The following is a 19,363-nucleotide window of genomic DNA, read 5'->3' as shown; positions in this document are numbered from 1 at the left end:
AAAGGCAGATCAGGGCGCGGCGTTGGCGCCCGGGCGCACGTAGTAGGACTGGCCGCTGTCATCGACGAACATCAGTTCCGGCTTGCCCTGCCAGGAGGTGAGCATGGCGCCGGTGTTGTTCTGGTGCTTGACCATCAGGCTGGCGCCGCGGTCCGGGTTGGCCACCACCTTGAACACTTCCGTGGTGCCATTGGCATCGTCCAGGGTCAGCACGGCTTCACCGCCACGATCGCTGGTGCCATAGCCCCCGCGTTCGGAGCCATCCGGGCCCAGCAGGATCAGGCCGGACAGGGCCGTGGCGCGCGGCCCCTGGGTACGGCCCCGGCTGAGTGGGTCGGGAACCGGCGCGCCGAGGATCACCCGTGGTTGGCCGTTGCCATCGTGGATGATCAGCCCGCGCGCTTCGATGATGCGCTGCGACGATTGGCTGCGATGCAGGTTCCAGGCAGTCCAGCCGGAAACCAGCAGGGCGAGTATGGAGACCACCAGCGTGGTCAGCAGCAGTGCACGGGGCATCGTGTCGTCCTTCCTTGGATGCAGCGACGATAGCGGATGCGGGGGACTGATGACCAGTTCGCTGTGTGACGCTGTGTATCGTCAATGGAAATCGCGGCTGTGGCTGCGCAGCCCCTGCAGCAGTTCATCCAGGCAATGCATGCGCTGCACGATGACATGCTGCACGCCATCGACGCGCTCCAGGCGGCCATCGACCTGCATCAGCTGGGTATCGACCAGCACGCGGTGCTGGCGATCGGCCAGGTGCCGCCAGACCACGGCGTTGACCATGCCGGTCTCGTCTTCGAGGGTGAGGAAGGTGACGCCGCTGGCGGTCTGCGGGCGCTGGCGCATGCGTACCAGGCCGGCGATGCGCACGCGGCGGCCATGGCCGTGGCCCGCCAGTTGTGCGGCATCCAGGCAGCCGCGGCTGCGCAGCTGCGCGCGCAGGAATGAGATGGGATGGCGGCCGAGAGTAGTGCCCGTGCTGCGGTAGTCGGCCTGCATGTCCTCCCACGCACTGGGCAGGGGCAGTGGCACGCGGGCTTCAGCAGTGGCGCGGGCCTGGTCGAACAGCGGCAGACGATTCTCCACGCCGGAGATGTCCCATCGCGCACGATGGCGATGGCCACTGAGCCCACGCAGCGCACCGGCATCGGCCAGCAGGCCCTGCTGGCGGCGATCCAGGGCGGTGCGCTGGCACAGGTCGCCGACATCATCGAACGGGCGCCGCGCACGTTCGCGCATGATGGCCTGCACAGCCGCTTCACTACAGCCGTCGACCAGGCGCAGGCCGAGCCGGATCGCGGCCGCGCCCTTGCTGAAATCCAGGGTGCAGTCCCAGTCGCTGTAGCGCACGTCCACGGGCAGCACGCCGATGCCATGCCGGCGCGCATCCTGCAGCAGCTGGTCGGGGCTGTAGAAACCCAGCGGCTGGCTGTTGATCAGGCTGGCGGTGAACGCGGCCGGATGGTGGCACTTCAGCCAGCAGCTGGCATAGGTCAGCAGGGCGAAGCTGGCGGCGTGGCTTTCCGGGAAACCGTAATCACCGAACCCCTTGATCTGCTCGAACAGGTGCTCGCCGTATTCCAGGCTGAAGCCGTTTTTCAACATGCCCGTCAGCAGCTTTTCGCGATGCGGTTCCAAGCCGCCACGACGCTTCCACGCCGCCATCGAGCGGCGCAGTGCATCGGCCTGGCCAGGCGTGTAACCGGCGGCTTCCACTGCCAGCTGCATCACCTGTTCCTGGAACAGCGGCACGCCCAGCGTGCGTGCGAACACACGTTCCAGCCGTGCTGGATAGAGCGGATTGTCCGGATCGTTCAACGCGTCCGGTCCCTGTTCGCGCAGGATCCGCCGCCGCTCAAGGTAAGGATGGACCATGTCGCCCTGGATCGGGCCGGGGCGCACGATCGCCACCTCGATCACCAGGTCGTAGAACTCGCGTGGCTGCAGGCGTGGCAGCATCGCCATCTGCGCGCGCGACTCGATCTGGAACACGCCGATGGTGTCGGCGGCGCAGATCATGTCGTAGGTTGGGCCGTCTTCATCGGGAATCGCATCCATGCGTCCTTCGTGCAGGCCATGCTGCTGCAGCATCGCCAGGCACTTGCGGATGGCGGTGAGCATGCCCAGCGCCAGGCAGTCGACCTTCATCAGGCCGGTGGCATCCAGGTCATCCTTGTCCCACTGGATGACGGTGCGGCCGGCCATCGCCGCGTTCTCCACCGGTACCAGGGTCGACAGCGGGTGCTCGGAGATCACGAAGCCGCCGGGGTGCTGCGACAGGTGGCGCGGGAAGTCGATCAGCTCAGCGGTCAACGCCAGCAGGCGCCGCATCAAGGGCGTGTCCGGATCGAAACCGCGCTCGCGCAGGGTTTCCGGCAGTGGAATGTTGCCGCCCCAGTGGTCCATCGCCGCGCCCAGTTCGTTCACCTGGTCCATCGGCAGGCCAAGCGCACGGGCGACGTCACGGATCGCGCTGCGGCCACGGTAGCTGATCGCCACCGCGGTCAACGCGGCGCGCTCGCGGCCATAGCGCTTGAACACGTACTGCAGCACTTCCTCGCGGCGCTCGTGCTCGAAGTCGATGTCGATATCCGGTGGTTCGTCGCGCTCGGCGGAGATGAAGCGCTCGAACAGAAGATTGCTGCGCGCCGGATCGATCTCGGTCACGCCCAGCACGAAACACACCGCCGAGTTGGCTGCCGAGCCACGGCCCTGGCAGAGGATGCCCTGGCTGCGTGCGAAGCGCACGATGTCCTGCACGGTGAGGAAGTACGAGGCGTAGTTCTTCTGCTTGATCAGCGCCAGTTCGTGTTCGATCTGCGCGCGTTGCGCCGGTTCGATGCCACCTTTCCAGCGCCAGGGGATGCCACGTTCGACCAGTACGCGCAGCCAGCTGTCCGGGTCGTGGCCCTGCGGCACCAGCTCACGCGGATAGGTGTACTGCAGCTGCTCCAGGGTGAAGTGGCAGCGCTCGGCGATGCGCAGGGTCTCGGCCAGCAGGGCCGGCGGATACAGCCGGGCCAGTGCGGTACGCGGACGCAGGTGGCGCTCGCCATTGGGGAACAGGCGCCAGCCGGCTTCGGCCACGCTGCAGCGGTGGCGGATCGCGGTCAGGGTGTCCTGCAGGGCGCGGCGGCGGCGTACGTGCATGTGCACATCACCACTGGCAACCAGCGGCAGGCGGTGGCGCTCGCCGAAGGCCTGCAGCTGCTGCAGGCGGCGCGCGTCGTCGTGCTCGTGGTGCAGCTCCACCGCCAGCCACAGGCGATCGTTGAAGCCGGCACGCAGCAGTTCCAGGTCAGTAGCGGCCGGTTGCCGGTCCAGCCACAGGCACAGCAGGCCGTCGGGCAGGCCGAGCAGGTCCTCGCGCAGGCAGCGGTACTCGCCCTTGGCCGCGCGTCGCCGGCAGGTGGTGATCAACTGGCACAACCCGGCGTAGGCGGCCTGGTCGGTGCACAGCAGGGCCAGCTTCGGCCCGTCCTCGACCTGGAATTCGGCGCCGACGATCAGCGCCACGGCATGCGCCTTGGCGGCCTGCCAGGCACGCACGATGCCGGCCAGCGAGCATTCGTCGGTGATCGCCAACGCGCGGTAGCCCTGGCCAGCGGCGCGCGCGAACAGTTCTTCGGCGATCGAGGCGCCACGCTGGAAACTGAAGGCCGACAGGCAGTGCAGTTCGGCGTAGCCGGGCAGTTCGTTGTGCATGACGGCTCAGCCGAACCAGCCGTGCAGCATCCACGGCGCATGCGGGTCGTTGCGCTCACGGAAAGCCCAGCCGCGCTGGCCATGCGTGGTTTCCACCACGTAGTAATCGCGACGCGCATCGGCCTGGTCCCACCAGCCCGATTCGATCCGCTCCGGCCCGGTGACGATGCGCAGCCGCGGATCACGCAGCGGTTGCGGAGTGTCCAGCAACCAGCCGGGGCGCAGCGGCCAGTACGACGGAGGCTTGGCCGGCGGCTGGGTGCCACTGGCGCGCTCGGGGCGATGGTCGGCCTGTACCGCCAGCGGTTGCACGGCGTCATCGCCGAGCCGCGCGCGCAGGCGCTCGCGCAGCTGGTTCCAGGGCATCGCCTGCGCCGGCCGGGTATCGAACAGGTCACGCGCGGCGGGAACGAACGGTGGCAGCTGCTCGGCCTGCAGGCGCAGTGCGCGGCTGCCGGCGGGCAAGGCGAAGGCTTCCATGCGGTTGCGCGCGATCTCGAACAGCAATGCGGGATCACGCTCGGGTGCCAGCAGGCCGATGGTCAGCACGCTGGCCGGCAGCAGGTCATGCTCGAAATGCAGGTCGAAGCGCTGCACGCCGCCATCGCGCGAACACAGGAAAGCGGCCAGGTCCAGCAGCAGGCGGCGCAACGGGAACAGCAGGGCCTGGCTGGATTCGATCTCGTATTCGAATTCGATGCGTGCATCGAAACGGTCCGGTGGCTGGTAGTAACGCAGTGGTGCGGCAGGCAGGCCGCGCAGCGCATCCAGCTGCTGCAGCACCTCCGGTGAAAAGCGCCGGGCCAGGCTGTCGCGAGGGAGTTCGAGCACTGCGCCCAACGTGCGCAGGCCGGAACGGCCGAGCACGGTCACCGCTTCGCTGGGCAGGCCGCAGCGCGGCAACGGCAGCTGTGCCAGCGCCGCCGGCAGCTGCTGCGCATCGATGCCAAGACCATCATGGACGTTGGCCAGCACGCGCGCGGCATGCGCGGTGGGTGCGGCCACCAGGCGATGGCGGAAACCAAGCTCATGCAGTTCGCCGCGCAGGCGCTTTTCGATCGTCAGCCAGTCACCGAACAGGGCACGGCTGGCGCCGATCTCCATGACCAGCGCGTGCGGAAAATCGAGGCTGACCTGCGAGCTGTAGGCGTAGGCCCAGCTGGCCAGCAGCTGCCGGGTGTGCTGTTCGGCGTTCGGGTCGTAGTCGTGCAGGTGCATGTCCTGCACCAGCACCTGCGCAGCCGACAGCAGCATGCCCGGGCGCAGCCCCGCTGCGCGTGCGGACGGGCTGACCGCTCGCAGCACGCGACGCTGCGCCGGCCCCTGCAGCAGCACCAGCGGCCGCTGCGGGTCCGGCTGCAGGCGCAGCACGCTGTCCAACGCCAGCTGCGGCAACAACAGGCAGGCCCAGTGCATGGCGCGGCCTCAGTGGGCGATGGCCAGCGGTAATGGCTGCGCCGGCGGCAGGCCGCCACGGCACTTCAGCACCCGCACCTGGCCGTGGTCGAGCTGCAGGCGCAGGCTGGCCGGAGAGGGATTGCGCGCCGCCTGCGCCTCGCGGAACACGAAGCCCAGGCATTGGCCGCTGTCGGCAGCCACCTGCAGCCGGCGCAGTGAGCGGTCGTCGGCTTGGTGCGGCCAGCACAGCACCGCCGCGCAGGCCGCAGAGCGCAGGCACTGTTCGGCGGCCCACAGCGCCTGCTTCGGCGCGGCGTGGATGATCTGCAGCTGGGCCAGGTCCAGCCCGGCCGCCGCCCAGGCCGGGGCATGCGGGCGATAGGGTGGGGCGACCAGCACGATCGGGCGGTCGCGTTGGCTCAGCTTGGCCAGCGCCGGCCAGACCAGGGCCAGCTCGCCCACGCCGGGCGCCGCCTGCAGCACCTCGCACAGCCCGCTGGTGGGCCAGCCACCGCCGGGCAGGCGCGCATCCAGTGCCGGGTGCCCGCTGGCCAGATGATCACTGGCCGGCCCCTGCCGGGCCGGGCCGCGCCACAGCTGACGCCCGTCCAGCAGCCGGTCGAGGGCGACGACGGCGCCCATCAGCCGGTCCTCCAAGAGAGGTGCCGGGCAGGCTGGAAGCGGCAGGAACGGGCGGAAACGGCAGGCATGGAGCGAGTATCGGCGGGCCGGTATCAGGGGCTGAGACCGCACATGCTACTCGCGTTGTGAGTAGAATTACTAATGAAATTGGCGGGTCAGGTTTCAGGTTGCTGAAGGGGTAAAGCATCCACGCATGGCGTGGATTTACTGGACAGAGCCTCGGTAGATCCACGCCATGCGTGGATGGGGGAACGGTGCCGACCAGGGTCGGCACCCACAGGCCCCGGTTACGGGCGGACCGGCAACGCGATCGGGCGCAGTGGCGCGGCATCGCCGCCGCGGATCTTCAGCGGGCCGCCGATGAAGGCGAACTCGTAGACCTTGTCGCGGGCCAGTTCGTCCAGCGCCACCAGCTCGATGATCGGCGCGCCCTGCTGGGCCAGCAGGTAGGTGTGCAGCGGCACGTAGTCGTCGGATACCTCCGAAGGGAAGGTCTCGAAGCTGAGGTTGTCGGCGCCGACGATCATCGCGCCACTGTCCTCGACCAGGAAGCGCGCCGCATCCAGGCCCATGCCCGGCGGGTTGGCCATGTAGGCCTTGGGCTGTTCGAACAGGCGCATGCGGCCGGTGCGGATCAGCACGATGTCACCCTGCTGCAGTTTCACCTGCTGGCGTGCCAGCGCATCCTTCAGGTCCTGGCGGGTGACGCGGTAGCTGTCCGGCAGCATGTCCACGCCCTTGGCGCCTGCCACGTCGATCATCACGCCACGCGCGATCAGCGGCGGGAACTTCTCGATGCCGGTGACGTTCCAGCCACGGTCACCGAGGTGCTTGTCGGCCTCGAAGCCGTTCCAGATCTTTCCATGGATGCCGAAGTGGTTCAGCGCATCGATATGGGTGCCGGTGTGGCTGTACATCGAGAACGCGGTGCCGGTGTAGCTGCGGGTGAGGTTCATGGTTTCACCCACGCCCATCGGATCATCCATCACCGTGCCGCGCGGGGTGTGGGTCATCCAGAACTGGTAGTGCGGGTCGCCGGCGTCCTGCCAGCTGGGCATGCCGACGTAGTACTCGGTGGCCAGGTCATAGGCCTTGCCGCCGCTGACCCGCGACAGGATGGCCGCGCGCGAGGCCTCGGTGATCAGGTTGAGGCGGCCGATCTCGTCCTTCGGCCCCCAGGGGCTGGTGCCGACCTGCTGGCCGGAGGGAACGCGTTCGTGTGCGGACACGGTGGTGGAAGCGGCGGTGCCGGCCAGCAGCAGGGCCAGCGCGGTGGCCAGGGTACGTGGGGCCATGGGGAATCTCCTTGCAGGGTGGGGGGACGGTGCGGCTCAGGCCGCGACCAGGTGCGCCAGGGCTTGGCGCAGTTGTGGCAGCGGCAGGGTCTGCAGGCGCAGGCCGTTGCCGCCGATCACGGTGGGAATGGAACGGATGCCGAGGGCTGCGGCTTCGGCACGATCGGCCTGCACGCGCTGGCGCACTGCGTCGCTGCGCATGTGGTCAGCGAAGGCACCACGCGGGTGCCCCAGCGATTCGGCGATATCCAGCAGCACTTCGGCATCGCCGATGTTGCGGTGCTGGTGCAGGTGCGCCCACTGCACGGCATCGAACATCGCGCCATGGGCATCATTGCCGCCGAGCATGCCGGCGGCCTGGCAGGCCAGTGCGCCGAGCCAGCCGGACGGATACTCGAAGTCCTGTGCGCGCATGCCTTCGATATCGATGCGTGCGCTGTCTTCATGCGCGGCGCAGTCGGTCCAGTGGCGCAGGATGATCGCTTTGGCGCGCTCCATCGAGCCGAACACCTCGATCATCTGTGCGCGCGAGTCCTGCAGCACGAAGCTGCGGTGGCGCACCTGGATGCCGAGTTCGGCCGAGACCTGCTGCAGGCGCGGGGCCAGCACGAAGCACCAGCCGCAGACCACGTCGTGGAAGAAATCGACCACCGGCGCTGCGGTGGCGGGGGAGGGAACGGAAGACATCTGCCTGCCATCGGTGAGAGGGGAGGCGGCAGGTTAGGCAGCGCGGCGTGGTTGAAACAGCACGCCGCGGGCAGCTCAGTTTTCGCTGGCGGTTACGAATCCAGGCCGGCGCAGCCGGGCAGCTCGGCGTGCAGGAAATCGATGAAGGCACGCACCTTGGGCTGCAGGTGGCGCGAGGTGGGGTAGACCGCATGCACGAAGCGCGGCGGATAGCGGTGGTCGGGCAGCACCTGCTGCAGTTCGCCACGGGCCAGTGCCGGTGCCGCAAGGAACGAGGGCAGGGCGCCGATGCCCATGCCGGCCACCAGCAGGTCGCGCAGCAGCAGGCTGTTGTTGACGGTGACGCGTGCCGGCAGGGTGATGGTCACCTGCCCATCCGGGCCGAGCAGCGGCCAGCTGCCGGGCGAGTCGGACAGGCTGTAGGCCAGCACGCTGTGCGCCTGCAGATCGTCCACCGCCTGTGGTGCCGGATGCTGCTGCAGGTAGGACGGGGCCGCGCACAGCACCTGCTGCAGCGAGGCCAGCCGGCGCGCCACCAGTCGTGAGTCATCCAGTTCGGCACGCAGCCGCAGCGACACATCGAAACCTTCGCCGACTGCATCAAGCAGGCGGTCTTCCATCACCAGGTCCAGCGACAGCTGCGGGTGCTGCTGCAGGAAACGTGGCAGCAGCGGCGACAGCGTGCTCAGCGCGAACGACTGCGGTGCATTGACACGCAGGCGCCCGGCCACCTCGCCACGCTGTTCGGCGATGCCACGTTCCAATGCGTCCAGCTCATCGAGCAGGCGGCAGCATTCACGGTAATAAGCGTGGCCGGTCTCGGTCAGGCTCATGCGCCGCGTGGTCCGCTGCAGCAGCACCACGCCCAGGTGTGTTTCCAGCGTGCGCAACTGCTTGCTGAGCCCGGCGGGCGACATGCCCAGGTCTTCGGCGGCGCGGGCCAGCCCGCCGCGTTCGACGATGCGGCGGAAGGCACGCATCAGGTTGAAGGAATCCATGCCGGTCCCGGGCGCGATGAGGGCGCCATTGTAGATCCACGCCATGCATGGATGTGGAAACGCGGTGCCAACCACGATGGGTCTCCAGCAGGAGCGCGCCGGGTTGCGCCGTTTGTTCAAGCCCGCAACCGTCGCGCCGCGCCAGCATGCAGGCCCCTCACGTTCCGGGTTGCCCATGAAACACTGGATGCTCCGCCTGTATGCCCCGTTGTTCCTGCTCGGTTTCGTTGCCGCCGCCGTCGTGTGGGTCGGCCACCTCCGCGGCGATCCGCTATGGCTGCTGGTCTTGCTGGCGGTCGCCATCGCGGTTTCGTTCGCTGCCGAACATGCCTGGCCGTATGACCCCGCGTTCAACCACGACCAGGGCGACAGCCTGCGTGACACCCTGCATGGGCTGGTCAACGAAAGCCTGAACCTGCTGTCGATCGCCGCGGTGCCGCTGCTGGCAGCGCTCATTCCGTGGCAGCTGTGGCCGCTGCAGTGGCCGTTCACGCTGCAGGTACTGCTGGCCATCGTCTGCGCCGACCTTGGCATCACCCTGGTGCACTACGCCAGCCATCGCATCGGCTGGCTGTGGCGGTTGCACGCGGTGCATCACAGCGTCACCCGCATGTACGGCTTCAACGGCCTGATGAAACACCCGTTGCACCAGGCGGCCGAAGCCGTCGGTGGCGTGCTGCCGCTGCTGGTGTTGGGCCTGCCGATGCCGGTGGCCGCGGTGCTGGCGTTCGCCATTGCCATCCAGCTGCTGCTGCAGCATTCCAACGTGGACATGCGCCCGGGTGTGCTGGGCCGGGTGATGGCCTGGGCGCCGCTGCACCGCTTCCACCACATGCGTTACGGCACCGCCGGCGACGTCAACTTCGGCCTGTTCCTGACTGTCTGGGACCACCTGCTGGGGACCGCCTTCGATGCGCCCGGCTATCGGCTGCAGCAACGCGACCTCGGCATCGGCAGCCAACCGGACTATCCGCGCGATTATCCCGGGCAGCTGCTGGCGCCGTTCCGCGAACTGCCGCATGGCGAGGTGCCGGCGTTGCCGGACGGGTTACGCAGGCGCGGATGATCGGCGGTGTCAGGCCGCATGCAGCTGCAGGCCCTGCAGCTGTGCGGCACCGATGCCGAACATGCGGCGCAGGCTGCGCGACAGATGGGCCAGATCGGCGAATCCGGCGGCATGCGCACTGACGGTCAGGGTGTGCCCGCGCAGATGATGCGTGAGCGCGCTGCGCAGCCGCTGCCACAGCACCCAGCCACGCAGGGTCACCGCCAGATCGGACTGGAAGCGCCGGTGCAACTGACTGGCCGACAGATGCGCCGCCTCGGCGATATCGGCGGCGGGTACCGGGCCAGGCAGGTGCTGTGTGATACGGGCCAGTGCTGCCTGCACGCGGCGATCCAGCGGCTGTGGGCGGCTCAGTCGTGGCAGCCAGTCATGCAGTTCCACTGCGTTGCCCGGCAGTGCATGCAGGTGCTGCTGGATCTGGGGAGGATCGGCATGGGCCGGTTCAAGGAACACCATGCAGCCTGCTTGCGGCGCCGACAGGATTGCATGCGGCTGGAACGACGGCAGCCACAGCCGCTGGCCCTGCTGCTGCGCGCCATCGATCTCGACCTGCCAGGGCGCGCCGTCGCTCAGCAACAGTTGATGGGCGTAGTGCGCGTGCGTATCGCTGCCACCGGCGTGGCCCTGCAGCACGGCCACGTGAGCATCCAGCAGCAGCGTGCCATTCCGGGGCAGGGCGGGAGAGGACATGGAGGAATTGTAGATCCACGCCATGCGTGGATCGAAATGAATCTGGGGTCAGATCCGCTTTTCCTTGGGAAAACAGATCTGACCCCAAGCGATGAAATCGAATATTTCGAGATCCGAGACATATGAGCCGAGCATGGGTTCGGCGCTACAGCAGGCCGTGCGGGGAATTGTCGAAGGCGGGGTGGGTCCGGTTGCGGGGGCGTGAGCGCCATGGATGGCGCGATCGAGGCTACATGGACGTACTTGCGCCGTCCCCCGCAACCGGATCCACCCCGCCTGCCTGCAGAAACCCAGTTTTTGCTGTTGCTGTTGCATTGGCCGTTGCCTCTGCGGGTGCCGGGCGCAGCCCGGCCGTGCGTACCCTCACCGCCCATGCGGGTCGGGCCGGTGATGCACGTACTCGACCACGGTGCCATCGGGATGCACCGCATTGAACGCCGCCCCGGTCGGTACCACCTGCAGCGGGAAGATGATCTCGGCGCCCGCAGCGACCAGCTTGTCGTGATAGGGCCGAACGTCATCGACCAGCAGCGTCCCCGTGGTCGAGGTGAACGGCGCCAGCGCTTCATCGCAACCTTCGATCAGCAGGAATGCACCGACCATCGCCAGGCGCAGGCCGGCATCGGGAAACGGAAAACCCGCATCGGCCACCACGCCCTGCAGCTGCTCGTAGAAGGCCACGCTGCGCTCCAGTTCGCCAGGAGCAACGAATACCCGGATCAGCACGCGTGGGCTGCGTTGGCTCGAGGTATCACAGCGGTCGCGCCAGAGATGGTCGAAGTCGCGGTGCATGTTCATGGGCGGAGGGCAGGGCCGGTGATGCCCCATTATCGGCAGCCCCGTGCGGCCTGCTGATGACTGCCGGTGATGGCCTGATAACCGGCGACCAGGTTGCCCCTGTGACTTAGGTCCTGTTGACAGGTGTGAATGCCCTCGCACAATCTTCACATGATTGGGTCGCCCTGCGCGGCCCGGGCAGGCAGGTTGTCACGCCGGGAGGAGGGTCCCGCGCGCAGACCGGCCCGTCCTTCGGCCTGCGGGACGTTGCCTGGCAACCCCTGCGCGGCATGAACGCTGCACCCTTCGGCGGCACTTTCCCTGGACCGATTGCCTTGGCAACGGAATTACGCCTGCCGATGAAAACGTTTACAAAGCCGCTTGCACTGTCCCTGGCCCTGTCTGCCGCACTTGCCACCCCGGCCTGGGCTGATCCTGCGGCATTCACCGTGCTGACCCTGGAACAGGCGCCGACCGCCGAGGCGATGCCGGCCCTCGCGGCCCAACTGAAGACGCTGCAGGTGGACGCGGTCAGCGTGCGCCAGGTACAGCGTGGCATCGGCCAGGTCGATCCGCTGCAGGTGCTGGCCGATGGCCTGGGCTACGAGTACCGCTTCATTGCCGCCGGCAAGGACGATGGCCAGACCCAGCGCGGCCAGGCCGTGCTGACCCGGTTGCCGATCGCTGCCGAATCCGGTCCGGACCAGCCCGGCCTGAACTACCTGCGCCTGGACGACGGTCGCCACACCGTGGCGGTCTATACCGATGCCGGCGCAGGCGCCGCGCAGCTGCCGGCGCTGGTTACCCGTTCGCGGCTGGGCGCACCGGCGGTGCTGCTTGGCGCGGTGGCCGGTGAATCGGCCAAGGCCGCAGGCTTCGATCCGGCGCATGTCGCGCTGGAGGCCGATGCCAGTTACTTCAGCGATGGTTTCCAGGCCGCCAGCAGCGCACCGTTCAAGGTGGAAGGCAGCACCCTGCGTGCCACGCTGCTGACCTTGGCCTACGCCGCCGACAAGCACGGTGACAGGCCGTGGATGGACACCACCCTCAACGCCGATGCGCGCGCTGCGCTGCTGCTGAAGGCGATGACCGAGGATGAAAAGTTCCAGATGCTGCACAGCTACTTCGGGCTGGGCAAGGATGGTGGCCCGCTGCCGGAAGGTGCGGTCGGTTCGGCCGGTTTCGTGCCGGGCGTGGCGCGGCTGGGCATTCCGTCGCAGCAGTCGGCCGATGCCGGCGTCGGCGTGACCAATCCGGGCGGCATCCGCCCGGGCGATTTCGCCACGGCAATGCCGTCGGGTCCGTCCACCGCTTCCACCTGGAACCGTGCGGTCGCCTTTGCCGGTGGCGCAACCATGGGTCGCGAGGCGTGGCAGCAGCGCTTCAACATCCTGCTGTCGGGCAGCGTCAACCTGCAGCGAGACCCGCGCAACGGCCGCAATTTCGAGTACGCCGGTGAAGACCCGCTGCTGGCCGGTTCGATGGTTGGCGCAGTGATCCAGGGCGTGCAGAGCCAGCACGTGATCTCCTCGATGAAGCACTTCGCGCTGAACGACATGGAGACCCGCCGCAACTTCCACGACGTACGCATCGGCGAACAGGCCATGCACGAGTCGGACCTGCTGGCCTTCGAGATCGCGCTTGAAGCCGGCCGCCCGGGCGTGGCGATGTGTTCGTACAACAAGATCAACGGCACCTACGGCTGCGAGAACGGCTACCTGATGAACCAGGTGCTGAAGCAGGAATGGAAGTTCCCCGGCTTCGTGATGTCCGACTGGGGCGGCGTGCACAGTGGCTCGAAGGCGGCGCTGGCCGGCCTGGACCAGCAGTCGGCCGGCGAAGTGTTCGACGCGGCGGTGTTCTTCGACGAACCGCTGCGCCTGGCCGTGCATGGCGGCGTGGTGCCGCAGGCGCGCCTGAACGACATGGTGGCGCGCATCCTGCGCACGATGTTCCTGCACGGCAATTTCGACAACCCGCCGCAGCACCAGAAGGTCGACGCCGAGGCCGGTTTCGCCGTTGCCCAGCGCACGGTGGAAGAAGGCAGCGTGCTGCTGCGCAATGAAGGCAACCTGCTGCCGCTGGCCGACAGCGTGAAGCGCATCGTCATCATCGGCGGCCACGCCGACAAGGGCGTGATCGGTGGCGGTGGTTCGTCGATGGTGGGCGTGACCGCCAAGGGCACCAACGCGGTGCCAGGCGTGCTGCCGACCACCTGGCCGGGCCCGGTGATCTTCCACCCGTCCTCGCCGCTGGAATCGCTGCGTGCGGCGCGTCCGGATGCAACCATCGAGTATGTGGACGGTACCAACGCCGCCGCTGCGGCCAAGGCTGCCGCACAGGCGGATGTAGCCATCGTGTTCGCCACCCAGTGGGCGGCCGAATCGGTGGACCTGCCGGACATGCAGTTGCCGGACAACCAGGACGCCCTGATCTCGGCCGTGGCCAAGGCCAACCCGAAGACCGTGCTGGTGCTGGAAACCAACGGCCCGGTGCGCACGCCGTGGCTGGCGCAGGTGCCGGCGATGCTGCAGGCCTGGTACCCGGGCATCCGCGGTGGCGAAGGCATTGCCGCGCTGCTGACCGGCCAGGCCAATCCGTCCGGCCGCCTGCCGGTGACCTGGGTGGTGGACGAATCGCAGCTGCCGCGCCCGCACATCGATGGCCTCGGCTTCAAGCCGGCCAAGCCGTTCGGTGATGTATTCGATTTCGATATCGAAGGCGCCAACGTCGGCTACAAGTGGATGGCGGCCAAGGGCCTGGCCCCGACCTTCGCCTTCGGCCATGGCCTGTCCTACACCTCGTTCGCCTATGAAAATCTGAAGGTGAGCGTGGAAGGCTCGCGCCTGGTTGCCAGCGTCGACATCCGCAACACCGGCAAGCGCGCCGGTGCCGACGTCGCCCAGCTGTACCTGAAACTGCCGGCCGGCAGCACCACGCCGATCCGCCTGATCGGCTACGACAAGGTGACCCTGCAGCCGGGCGAACAGCGCCGCATCCGCATCGAAGCCGAGCCGAAGACCCTGGCCCACTACGATGCGCAGGCCCGCCAGTGGAAGATCGACGGTGGCACCTACCAGGTGCAGCTGTCGCGCAACGCCGCCGAGCCGCTGCAGACAGTGGACGTGCAGCTGGTGGAGCAGGTGCTGCGCTGATGCCTGAAGGCATGGCCCCGCAAGGGGCCGTGCAAAAAAGGGGACGGAGGGGATTAAGTCGTTTATGCATAAACGACTTAATCCCCTCCGTCCCCTTTTCAGGTGACGAACCACCCGCGCAGGAAGTCGATCAGCTGCCGCACCTTCGGTGAGGGCTGCGTGCTGTGCGGGTAGACCGCGTACACGCGCTGTTGTGGGAAGCGGTGCTGACGCAGCACCGGGCACAGGCGATCCTGGGCCAGGTCGTCCTCGATCAGCCAGCGTGGCAGCACGGTGACCCCGGCGCCGGCCATGGCAAAGGCGCGCAGGCTGCTGGCGCCATCCACGCGCACCACTGCATTGCCCGGGTTGGTGGCAAACAGCGCGTCGCTGCCGTCAGGTGCAATCACCGGCACATCGGCAAGGCGCGGGTAGCCCAGGCGGGGCAGGGTGCCCAGCTGCACGGGGTCATCGGCAGCATCGGCAGAGGGCAGGCGTGCCAGCAGGGACGGAGCCGCCACCGCGCACAGTGGATGCCGTTCCAGTTCACTGGCATGCAGGCCCGAATCGGGCAGACGGCCGAGGCGGATCGCCAGGTCGAAACGTTCGGGAATCAGGTCGGCCGGCGCCGGTGAGGTCGACAGGTGCAGCTGCAGGGCCGGATGCCGCGCACGGAAGGCTTCCAGTGCGGGAATCAGGCGCAGCTGCGCGTACTCCGGGGTGGTGGTGAGGCGCAACACACCCTGCAGTTGGTGCTGGTCGCGGCGTGCGGCATCGATCGCCGCCTGTGCGGCATCCAGCGCCTGCACGCAGTGCTGCAGGAACTGCTCGCCAGCGTCGGTCAGGGCCAGGTGGCGGGTACTGCGCAGCAGCAGGGTCACACCCAGCTCCTGCTCCAGCCGCTTCAGGTTGAAGCTGACCACCGCACGGCTCAGGCCGAGGCGATCGGCCGCTGCGGTCAGGCTGCCCGCCTCGACCACGGCACGGAAGATATCGAAGCGATCGAGGCTGACCATGGGCATTCATTGTCAAAACAGATTTGACAGTGTTGCAGCTGTCGTCGTGTTTTTCCAACAAAGCCCGCACGGCATGCTGGCCGCTTCCCCGCTGGAGCGCCGCCGATGCCGTCCCCCCGCCTGCGCCACGAGGCGATCTTCCTGCTGGTGTTCGCCCTGGATCTGGTCAACATGTTCATCGCCACGGTGGCCTATCCGGCGTTGGCGGCGGAACTGCGCGCCGACGTCGGCGCCCTGGCCTGGGTGGGCACCGCCTACATGCTGGGCCTGAGCGTGGTGATTCCGCTGGCGCCCTGGCTGGCCGCGCGCTGTGGTGAGCGCCGTCTGCTGCTGATGGCGCTGCTGCTGTTCGCGAGCGCCGCTGCACTGGCGGGCGCTGCACCGGGTATCGGCTGGCTGCTGGGTTGGCGGCTGCTGCAGGGCCTGGCCGGTGGCCTGCTGATTCCGGTGGCACAGGCGGCAGCGTACCGGCACTGCACGCCCGACCAGCGTGGCGCGCTGACCCGCCGCATCCTGCTGGTGGCGTTGCTGGTGCCGGCACTGGCGCCCGCGCTCGGTGGGCTGCTGGTGCAGTGGTTGTCCTGGCGCGGTGTGCTCTGGGCCAGCCTGCCGCTGGCGGTGGCGGCGATTGGGCTGGTACTGGCGTGGACGCCGGCCGACGGCGCGCGTAGTGCGCCACGCCTGCAGTCCTATGCGCTGTCCACCGCGATGATGGCGCTGGGCGCGCTGCTGTTGGCGCTTACCTGGCTGGGCGAACCCGGCCATCGGTCAGCCGGTGTCGTACTGCTGTTGATTGCACTGCTGTTGGCGGCGGCCCACCTGCGGCATGCACGCCGGCAGGCGCAGCCCCTGCTGCGCTGGTCGCTGCTGTCCCATCGCGGGCTGCGCCTGGCGATGCTGGTCTATCTGGCCGTACCCGGTGTGTTCATCGGCAGCCAGCTGGTCAGCACGCTGCAGCTGCACCAGGCCGGTTACAGCGCTGCACGCATCGGCGCGTTGATGCTGCCGTGGGCGCTGGCCTCGGCCATTGCGATCACAGCCAGCAAGCGCCTGCTGGTCCGCTTCGGTCCGGCCACGGTACTGCGCGCCGGCATGCTCCTGCAGGCCAGCGGCCTGCTGCTGATGGCGCTGCTGCCGCAGCCGGCGTTCGCGTTGGCCGGGCTGTTGTTCGCACTGATGGGCGCCGGCGGCAGCCTGTGCAGCAGCACCGCGCAGACGCTGGCCTTCCATGGGGTCGAGGGCGACGCATTGGGCGATGCCAGCGCACTCTGGAATCTCAACCGCCAACTCAGCTTCTGCCTGGGCACCGCGGCCATCGCGCTGCTGCTGGCATTGGCCATGCAATGGCTGCCGGCCCACGCCACCCGCGTAGCGCTGGGGCTGGCCGCCGTACTGACCCTGCTGCCTCTGGCGCTGTTGCGCCGGCCGCAACAGCTTTCCTTTCCGCAACCCGAGAATGCCTGATGGATACCACCGCAGAACATGAAGTCCACCACCTGCACGACAAACTGCAGGCCTGGTTCCGTGCCGACGTCGGCACCGACGCGCTGGAGGACCTGATGGCGCATTTCTGCGCGGACTTCAGCATGGTCGGCATCGCCGGTCGCAGGCTGGACCGGAATGCCGTGCAGGCGCTGTTCGCGGGCGGCCATGGCGCGCGTCCAGGGCTGCAGATTTCCATCGAAGCCGTGCAGGCGGTGGAAGCGCCTTCACCGCTGGCGGTACTGCGCTATCGCGAAGGGCATTCGATCGAGAGTGGCGCACCCGCATGGCGGGAGTCGCTGGCGGTACTGGGGCAGGAGCAGGGGCGCTGGCGCTGGCTGGCGCTGCATGAGGTGGCGGCAGCCTGACCGATAGTGCCGGCGAGCGCAGCGGCACCGGAGGCACATGTGCCATCAGTCCTGCCTGCATTCACCGCAGAATGCAAAGCCCGCCCACACTTCACGGCACAGGGCAGGAGTAGGCTTGAGGCTTTCCTGCCGGGAGGGGTCTCCATGCGTGTGCGTGCCGTTGCTGTAGCCATCGCCCTTTGCCTGTCCAGCACCGTGCTGGCTGCCGATACCCCGCCGATGACCCCGGACATCAGCGGCAAACCCTTCGTTGCCCCCGATGTCGGCCGCGACTACGACAAGCGCGTGGTGATGGTGCCGATGCGTGATGGCACCAGGCTGTATACGGTGATCGTGGTGCCCAAGGGTGCCCACAACGCGCCGATCCTGCTGACCCGCACGCCCTACGATGCCGCTGGCCGCGCCAACCGCAGTGATTCGCCACGCATGCGCGACCTGCTGCCGCAGGGCGACGAGGTGTTCGTCGACGGCGGCTACATCCGTGTGTTCCAGGATATCCGTGGCAAGTACGGCTCCGAAGGCGATTACGTGATGACCCGGCCGCTGCGCGGGCCGTTGAACAGCACCAAAGTCGACCATTCGACCGACGCCTGGGACACCATCGATTGGCTGGTGAAGAACGTGCCGGAGAGCAACGGCAAGGTGGGCATGCTCGGCTCGTCGTACGAGGGGTTCACCGTGGTGATGGCGCTGACCGACCCGCACCCGGCGCTGAAGGTGGCCGCGCCGCAGAGCCCGATGGTCGATGGCTGGATGGGCGACGACTGGCTCAATTACGGTGCGTTCCGCCAGGTCAATTTCAACTATTTCGCGATGCAGACCGAGAAGCGCGGCAAGGGCACGCCGCTGCCCAGCCTCGGCTACGACGACTACAGCACCTTCCTGCGCATCGGTTCGGCCGGCGACTACGCGCGCTTCACCGGCGTGGACCAGCTGACCTGGTGGAAGAAGCTGGTCGAGCACCCGGCCTATGACGGCTTCTGGCAGGACCAGGCGCTGGACGCGGTGATGGCAAAGACACCATTGAAGGTGCCGACCATGTGGCTGCAGGGCCTGTGGGACCAGGAAGACATGTGGGGTGCCAACCACGCCTACCAGGCGATGGAAGGGCGCGACAGCGGCAACAACCGCAACTACCTGGTGATGGGCCCGTGGCGGCACAGCCAGGTGAACTACAGCGGCAGCGAGCTGGGTGCGCTGAAGTTCGATGGCGATACCGCGCTGCAGTTCCGTCGCGATGTGCTCAAGCCGTTCTTCGACCAGTACCTGGTGGACGGTGCGCCGAAGGCGGACACGCCGCCGGTGCTGATCTACAACACCGGTGAAAACCACTGGGATCGCCTCAAGGGCTGGCCGCGCAGTTGCGACAAGGGCTGTGCCGCCAGCAGCAAGCCGCTGTACCTGCGGGCCGGCGGCAAGCTGGCGTTCCAGGCGCCGGCGGCGGGCGAGGGTGATTTCGAGGAATATGTGTCCGACCCGGCCAAGCCGGTGCCGTTCGTGCCGCGCCCGGTCCGCTTCGGCGACCGCGACATGTGGACCACCTGGCTGGTCAAGGACCAGCGCTTCGTCGATGGCCGCCCGGACGTGCTGACCTTCATCACCGAACCGCTGACCGCGCCGCTGCGCATCGGCGGCGCACCGGTGGTGCATCTGCAGGCGTCGACCAGTGGCACCGACAGCGACTGGGTGGTGAAGCTGATCGACGTGTATCCGGACCAGGAAGCGTCGACGCCGGAAATGGGTGGCTATGAATTGCCGGTGTCGCTGGCGATCTTCCGTGGCCGCTATCGCGAGAGCTTCAGCGATCCGAAACCGCTGGCTGCCAACGAAGTGCTGCCGTACCGCTTCGACCTGCCCAATGCCAACCACACCTTCCAGAAGGGGCACCGGGTGATGGTGCAGGTGCAGTCCAGCCTGTTCCCGCTGTACGACCGCAATCCGCAGACCTACGTGCCGAACGTCTACCTGGCCAAGCCGGGTGACTACCAGAAGGCCACCCAGCGGGTCTGGCACAGCGCGGCACAGGCCAGCTACATCGATCTGCCGGTGTACTGAGGCGGAGCGGGTGGTGGTGCCGGCCGCTGGCCGGCATCCGCATCGGT

15 protein-coding genes are annotated in these 19,363 nt (G+C 67.9%); 5 read left to right on the top strand and 10 right to left on the bottom strand.

From position 1 onward, the window contains the following. Positions 1-9: 9 nt before the first annotated feature. From ACYKG1_RS12775 to ACYKG1_RS12745, 7 genes are all read right to left on the bottom strand, one after another. Positions 10-516: a hypothetical protein gene (locus tag ACYKG1_RS12775; RefSeq protein ID WP_100473155.1), complete on the bottom strand. Its 507-nt coding sequence runs from the start codon at positions 514-516 to the stop codon at positions 10-12. 81 nt (positions 517-597) lie between these two features. Beyond that, positions 598-3,708, bottom strand: coding sequence for an error-prone DNA polymerase (locus ACYKG1_RS12770; RefSeq protein ID WP_478470673.1), 3,111 nt, complete (start codon positions 3,706-3,708; stop codon positions 598-600). A 6-nt stretch (positions 3,709-3,714) separates the two neighbouring features. Then, positions 3,715-5,124 carry a Y-family DNA polymerase gene (locus tag ACYKG1_RS12765; protein WP_262084382.1) on the bottom strand — a complete coding sequence of 470 codons (1,410 nt, stop codon included), beginning with the start codon at positions 5,122-5,124 and terminating at the stop codon, positions 3,715-3,717. Between the two features lie 9 nt (positions 5,125-5,133). Beyond that, positions 5,134-5,748 (bottom strand): translesion DNA synthesis-associated protein ImuA, encoded by a 615-nt coding sequence (imuA, locus tag ACYKG1_RS12760; protein ID WP_478470672.1) that lies wholly within the window; start codon positions 5,746-5,748, stop codon positions 5,134-5,136. Between the two features lie 287 nt (positions 5,749-6,035). Next, complete coding sequence (locus ACYKG1_RS12755) at positions 6,036-7,043, bottom strand: cyclase family protein (RefSeq protein ID WP_262084381.1); 1,008 nt, start codon at positions 7,041-7,043, stop codon at positions 6,036-6,038. A 36-nt stretch (positions 7,044-7,079) separates the two neighbouring features. Beyond that, complete coding sequence (locus tag ACYKG1_RS12750) at positions 7,080-7,730, bottom strand: DsbA family oxidoreductase (protein WP_100473141.1); 651 nt, start codon at positions 7,728-7,730, stop codon at positions 7,080-7,082. A gap of 92 nt (positions 7,731-7,822) precedes the next feature. Beyond that, the gene (locus ACYKG1_RS12745) at positions 7,823-8,773 is read right to left on the bottom strand and encodes a LysR family transcriptional regulator (protein WP_262084380.1); all 951 of its coding nucleotides are present in this window, start codon (positions 8,771-8,773) and stop codon (positions 7,823-7,825) included. Positions 8,774-8,915: 142 nt separating this feature from the next. Between ACYKG1_RS12745 and ACYKG1_RS12740 the strand changes: the two genes are divergently transcribed. Next, positions 8,916-9,794 (top strand): sterol desaturase family protein, encoded by an 879-nt coding sequence (locus ACYKG1_RS12740; RefSeq protein ID WP_478470671.1) that lies wholly within the window; start codon positions 8,916-8,918, stop codon positions 9,792-9,794. Between the two features lie 9 nt (positions 9,795-9,803). Here ACYKG1_RS12740 and ACYKG1_RS12735 read toward each other — a convergent pair whose 3' ends face one another. Both ACYKG1_RS12735 and ACYKG1_RS12730 read right to left on the bottom strand, forming a co-directional pair. After that, complete coding sequence (locus ACYKG1_RS12735) at positions 9,804-10,508, bottom strand: helix-turn-helix domain-containing protein (protein ID WP_478470670.1); 705 nt, start codon at positions 10,506-10,508, stop codon at positions 9,804-9,806. 339 nt (positions 10,509-10,847) lie between these two features. Next, complete coding sequence (locus ACYKG1_RS12730; protein WP_100473133.1) at positions 10,848-11,282, bottom strand: VOC family protein; 435 nt, start codon at positions 11,280-11,282, stop codon at positions 10,848-10,850. Between the two features lie 338 nt (positions 11,283-11,620). Here ACYKG1_RS12730 and ACYKG1_RS12725 point away from each other — a divergent pair, with 338 nt between their 5' ends. After that, the gene (locus ACYKG1_RS12725; protein ID WP_262084377.1) at positions 11,621-14,416 is read left to right on the top strand and encodes a beta-glucosidase family protein; all 2,796 of its coding nucleotides are present in this window, start codon (positions 11,621-11,623) and stop codon (positions 14,414-14,416) included. Positions 14,417-14,514: 98 nt separating this feature from the next. On the opposite strand, the gene ACYKG1_RS12720 is transcribed toward ACYKG1_RS12725, so the two are convergent. Next, positions 14,515-15,411: a LysR family transcriptional regulator gene (locus ACYKG1_RS12720; protein ID WP_478470669.1), complete on the bottom strand. Its 897-nt coding sequence runs from the start codon at positions 15,409-15,411 to the stop codon at positions 14,515-14,517. Positions 15,412-15,516: 105 nt separating this feature from the next. Between ACYKG1_RS12720 and ACYKG1_RS12715 the strand changes: the two genes are divergently transcribed. The 3 genes from ACYKG1_RS12715 (at position 15,517) to ACYKG1_RS12705 (ending at position 19,316) form a co-directional block, all read left to right on the top strand. Next, complete coding sequence (locus ACYKG1_RS12715) at positions 15,517-16,875, top strand: MFS transporter (protein ID WP_478470668.1); 1,359 nt, start codon at positions 15,517-15,519, stop codon at positions 16,873-16,875. Beyond that, positions 16,875-17,261 carry a DUF4440 domain-containing protein gene (locus ACYKG1_RS12710; protein ID WP_478470667.1) on the top strand — a complete coding sequence of 129 codons (387 nt, stop codon included), beginning with the start codon at positions 16,875-16,877 and terminating at the stop codon, positions 17,259-17,261. The genes ACYKG1_RS12715 and ACYKG1_RS12710 overlap by 1 nt, the downstream gene beginning before the upstream one ends. 144 nt (positions 17,262-17,405) lie before the next feature. After that, on the top strand, positions 17,406-19,316 hold the full coding sequence (locus ACYKG1_RS12705) for a CocE/NonD family hydrolase (protein WP_478470666.1): 1,911 nt from the start codon (positions 17,406-17,408) through the stop codon (positions 19,314-19,316). Positions 19,317-19,363: the final 47 nt, after the last annotated feature.

It is taken from the genome of Stenotrophomonas sp. 85239_Sma, assembly GCF_056481725.1.
This window is presented reverse-complemented; position numbering and strand designations above follow the sequence as displayed.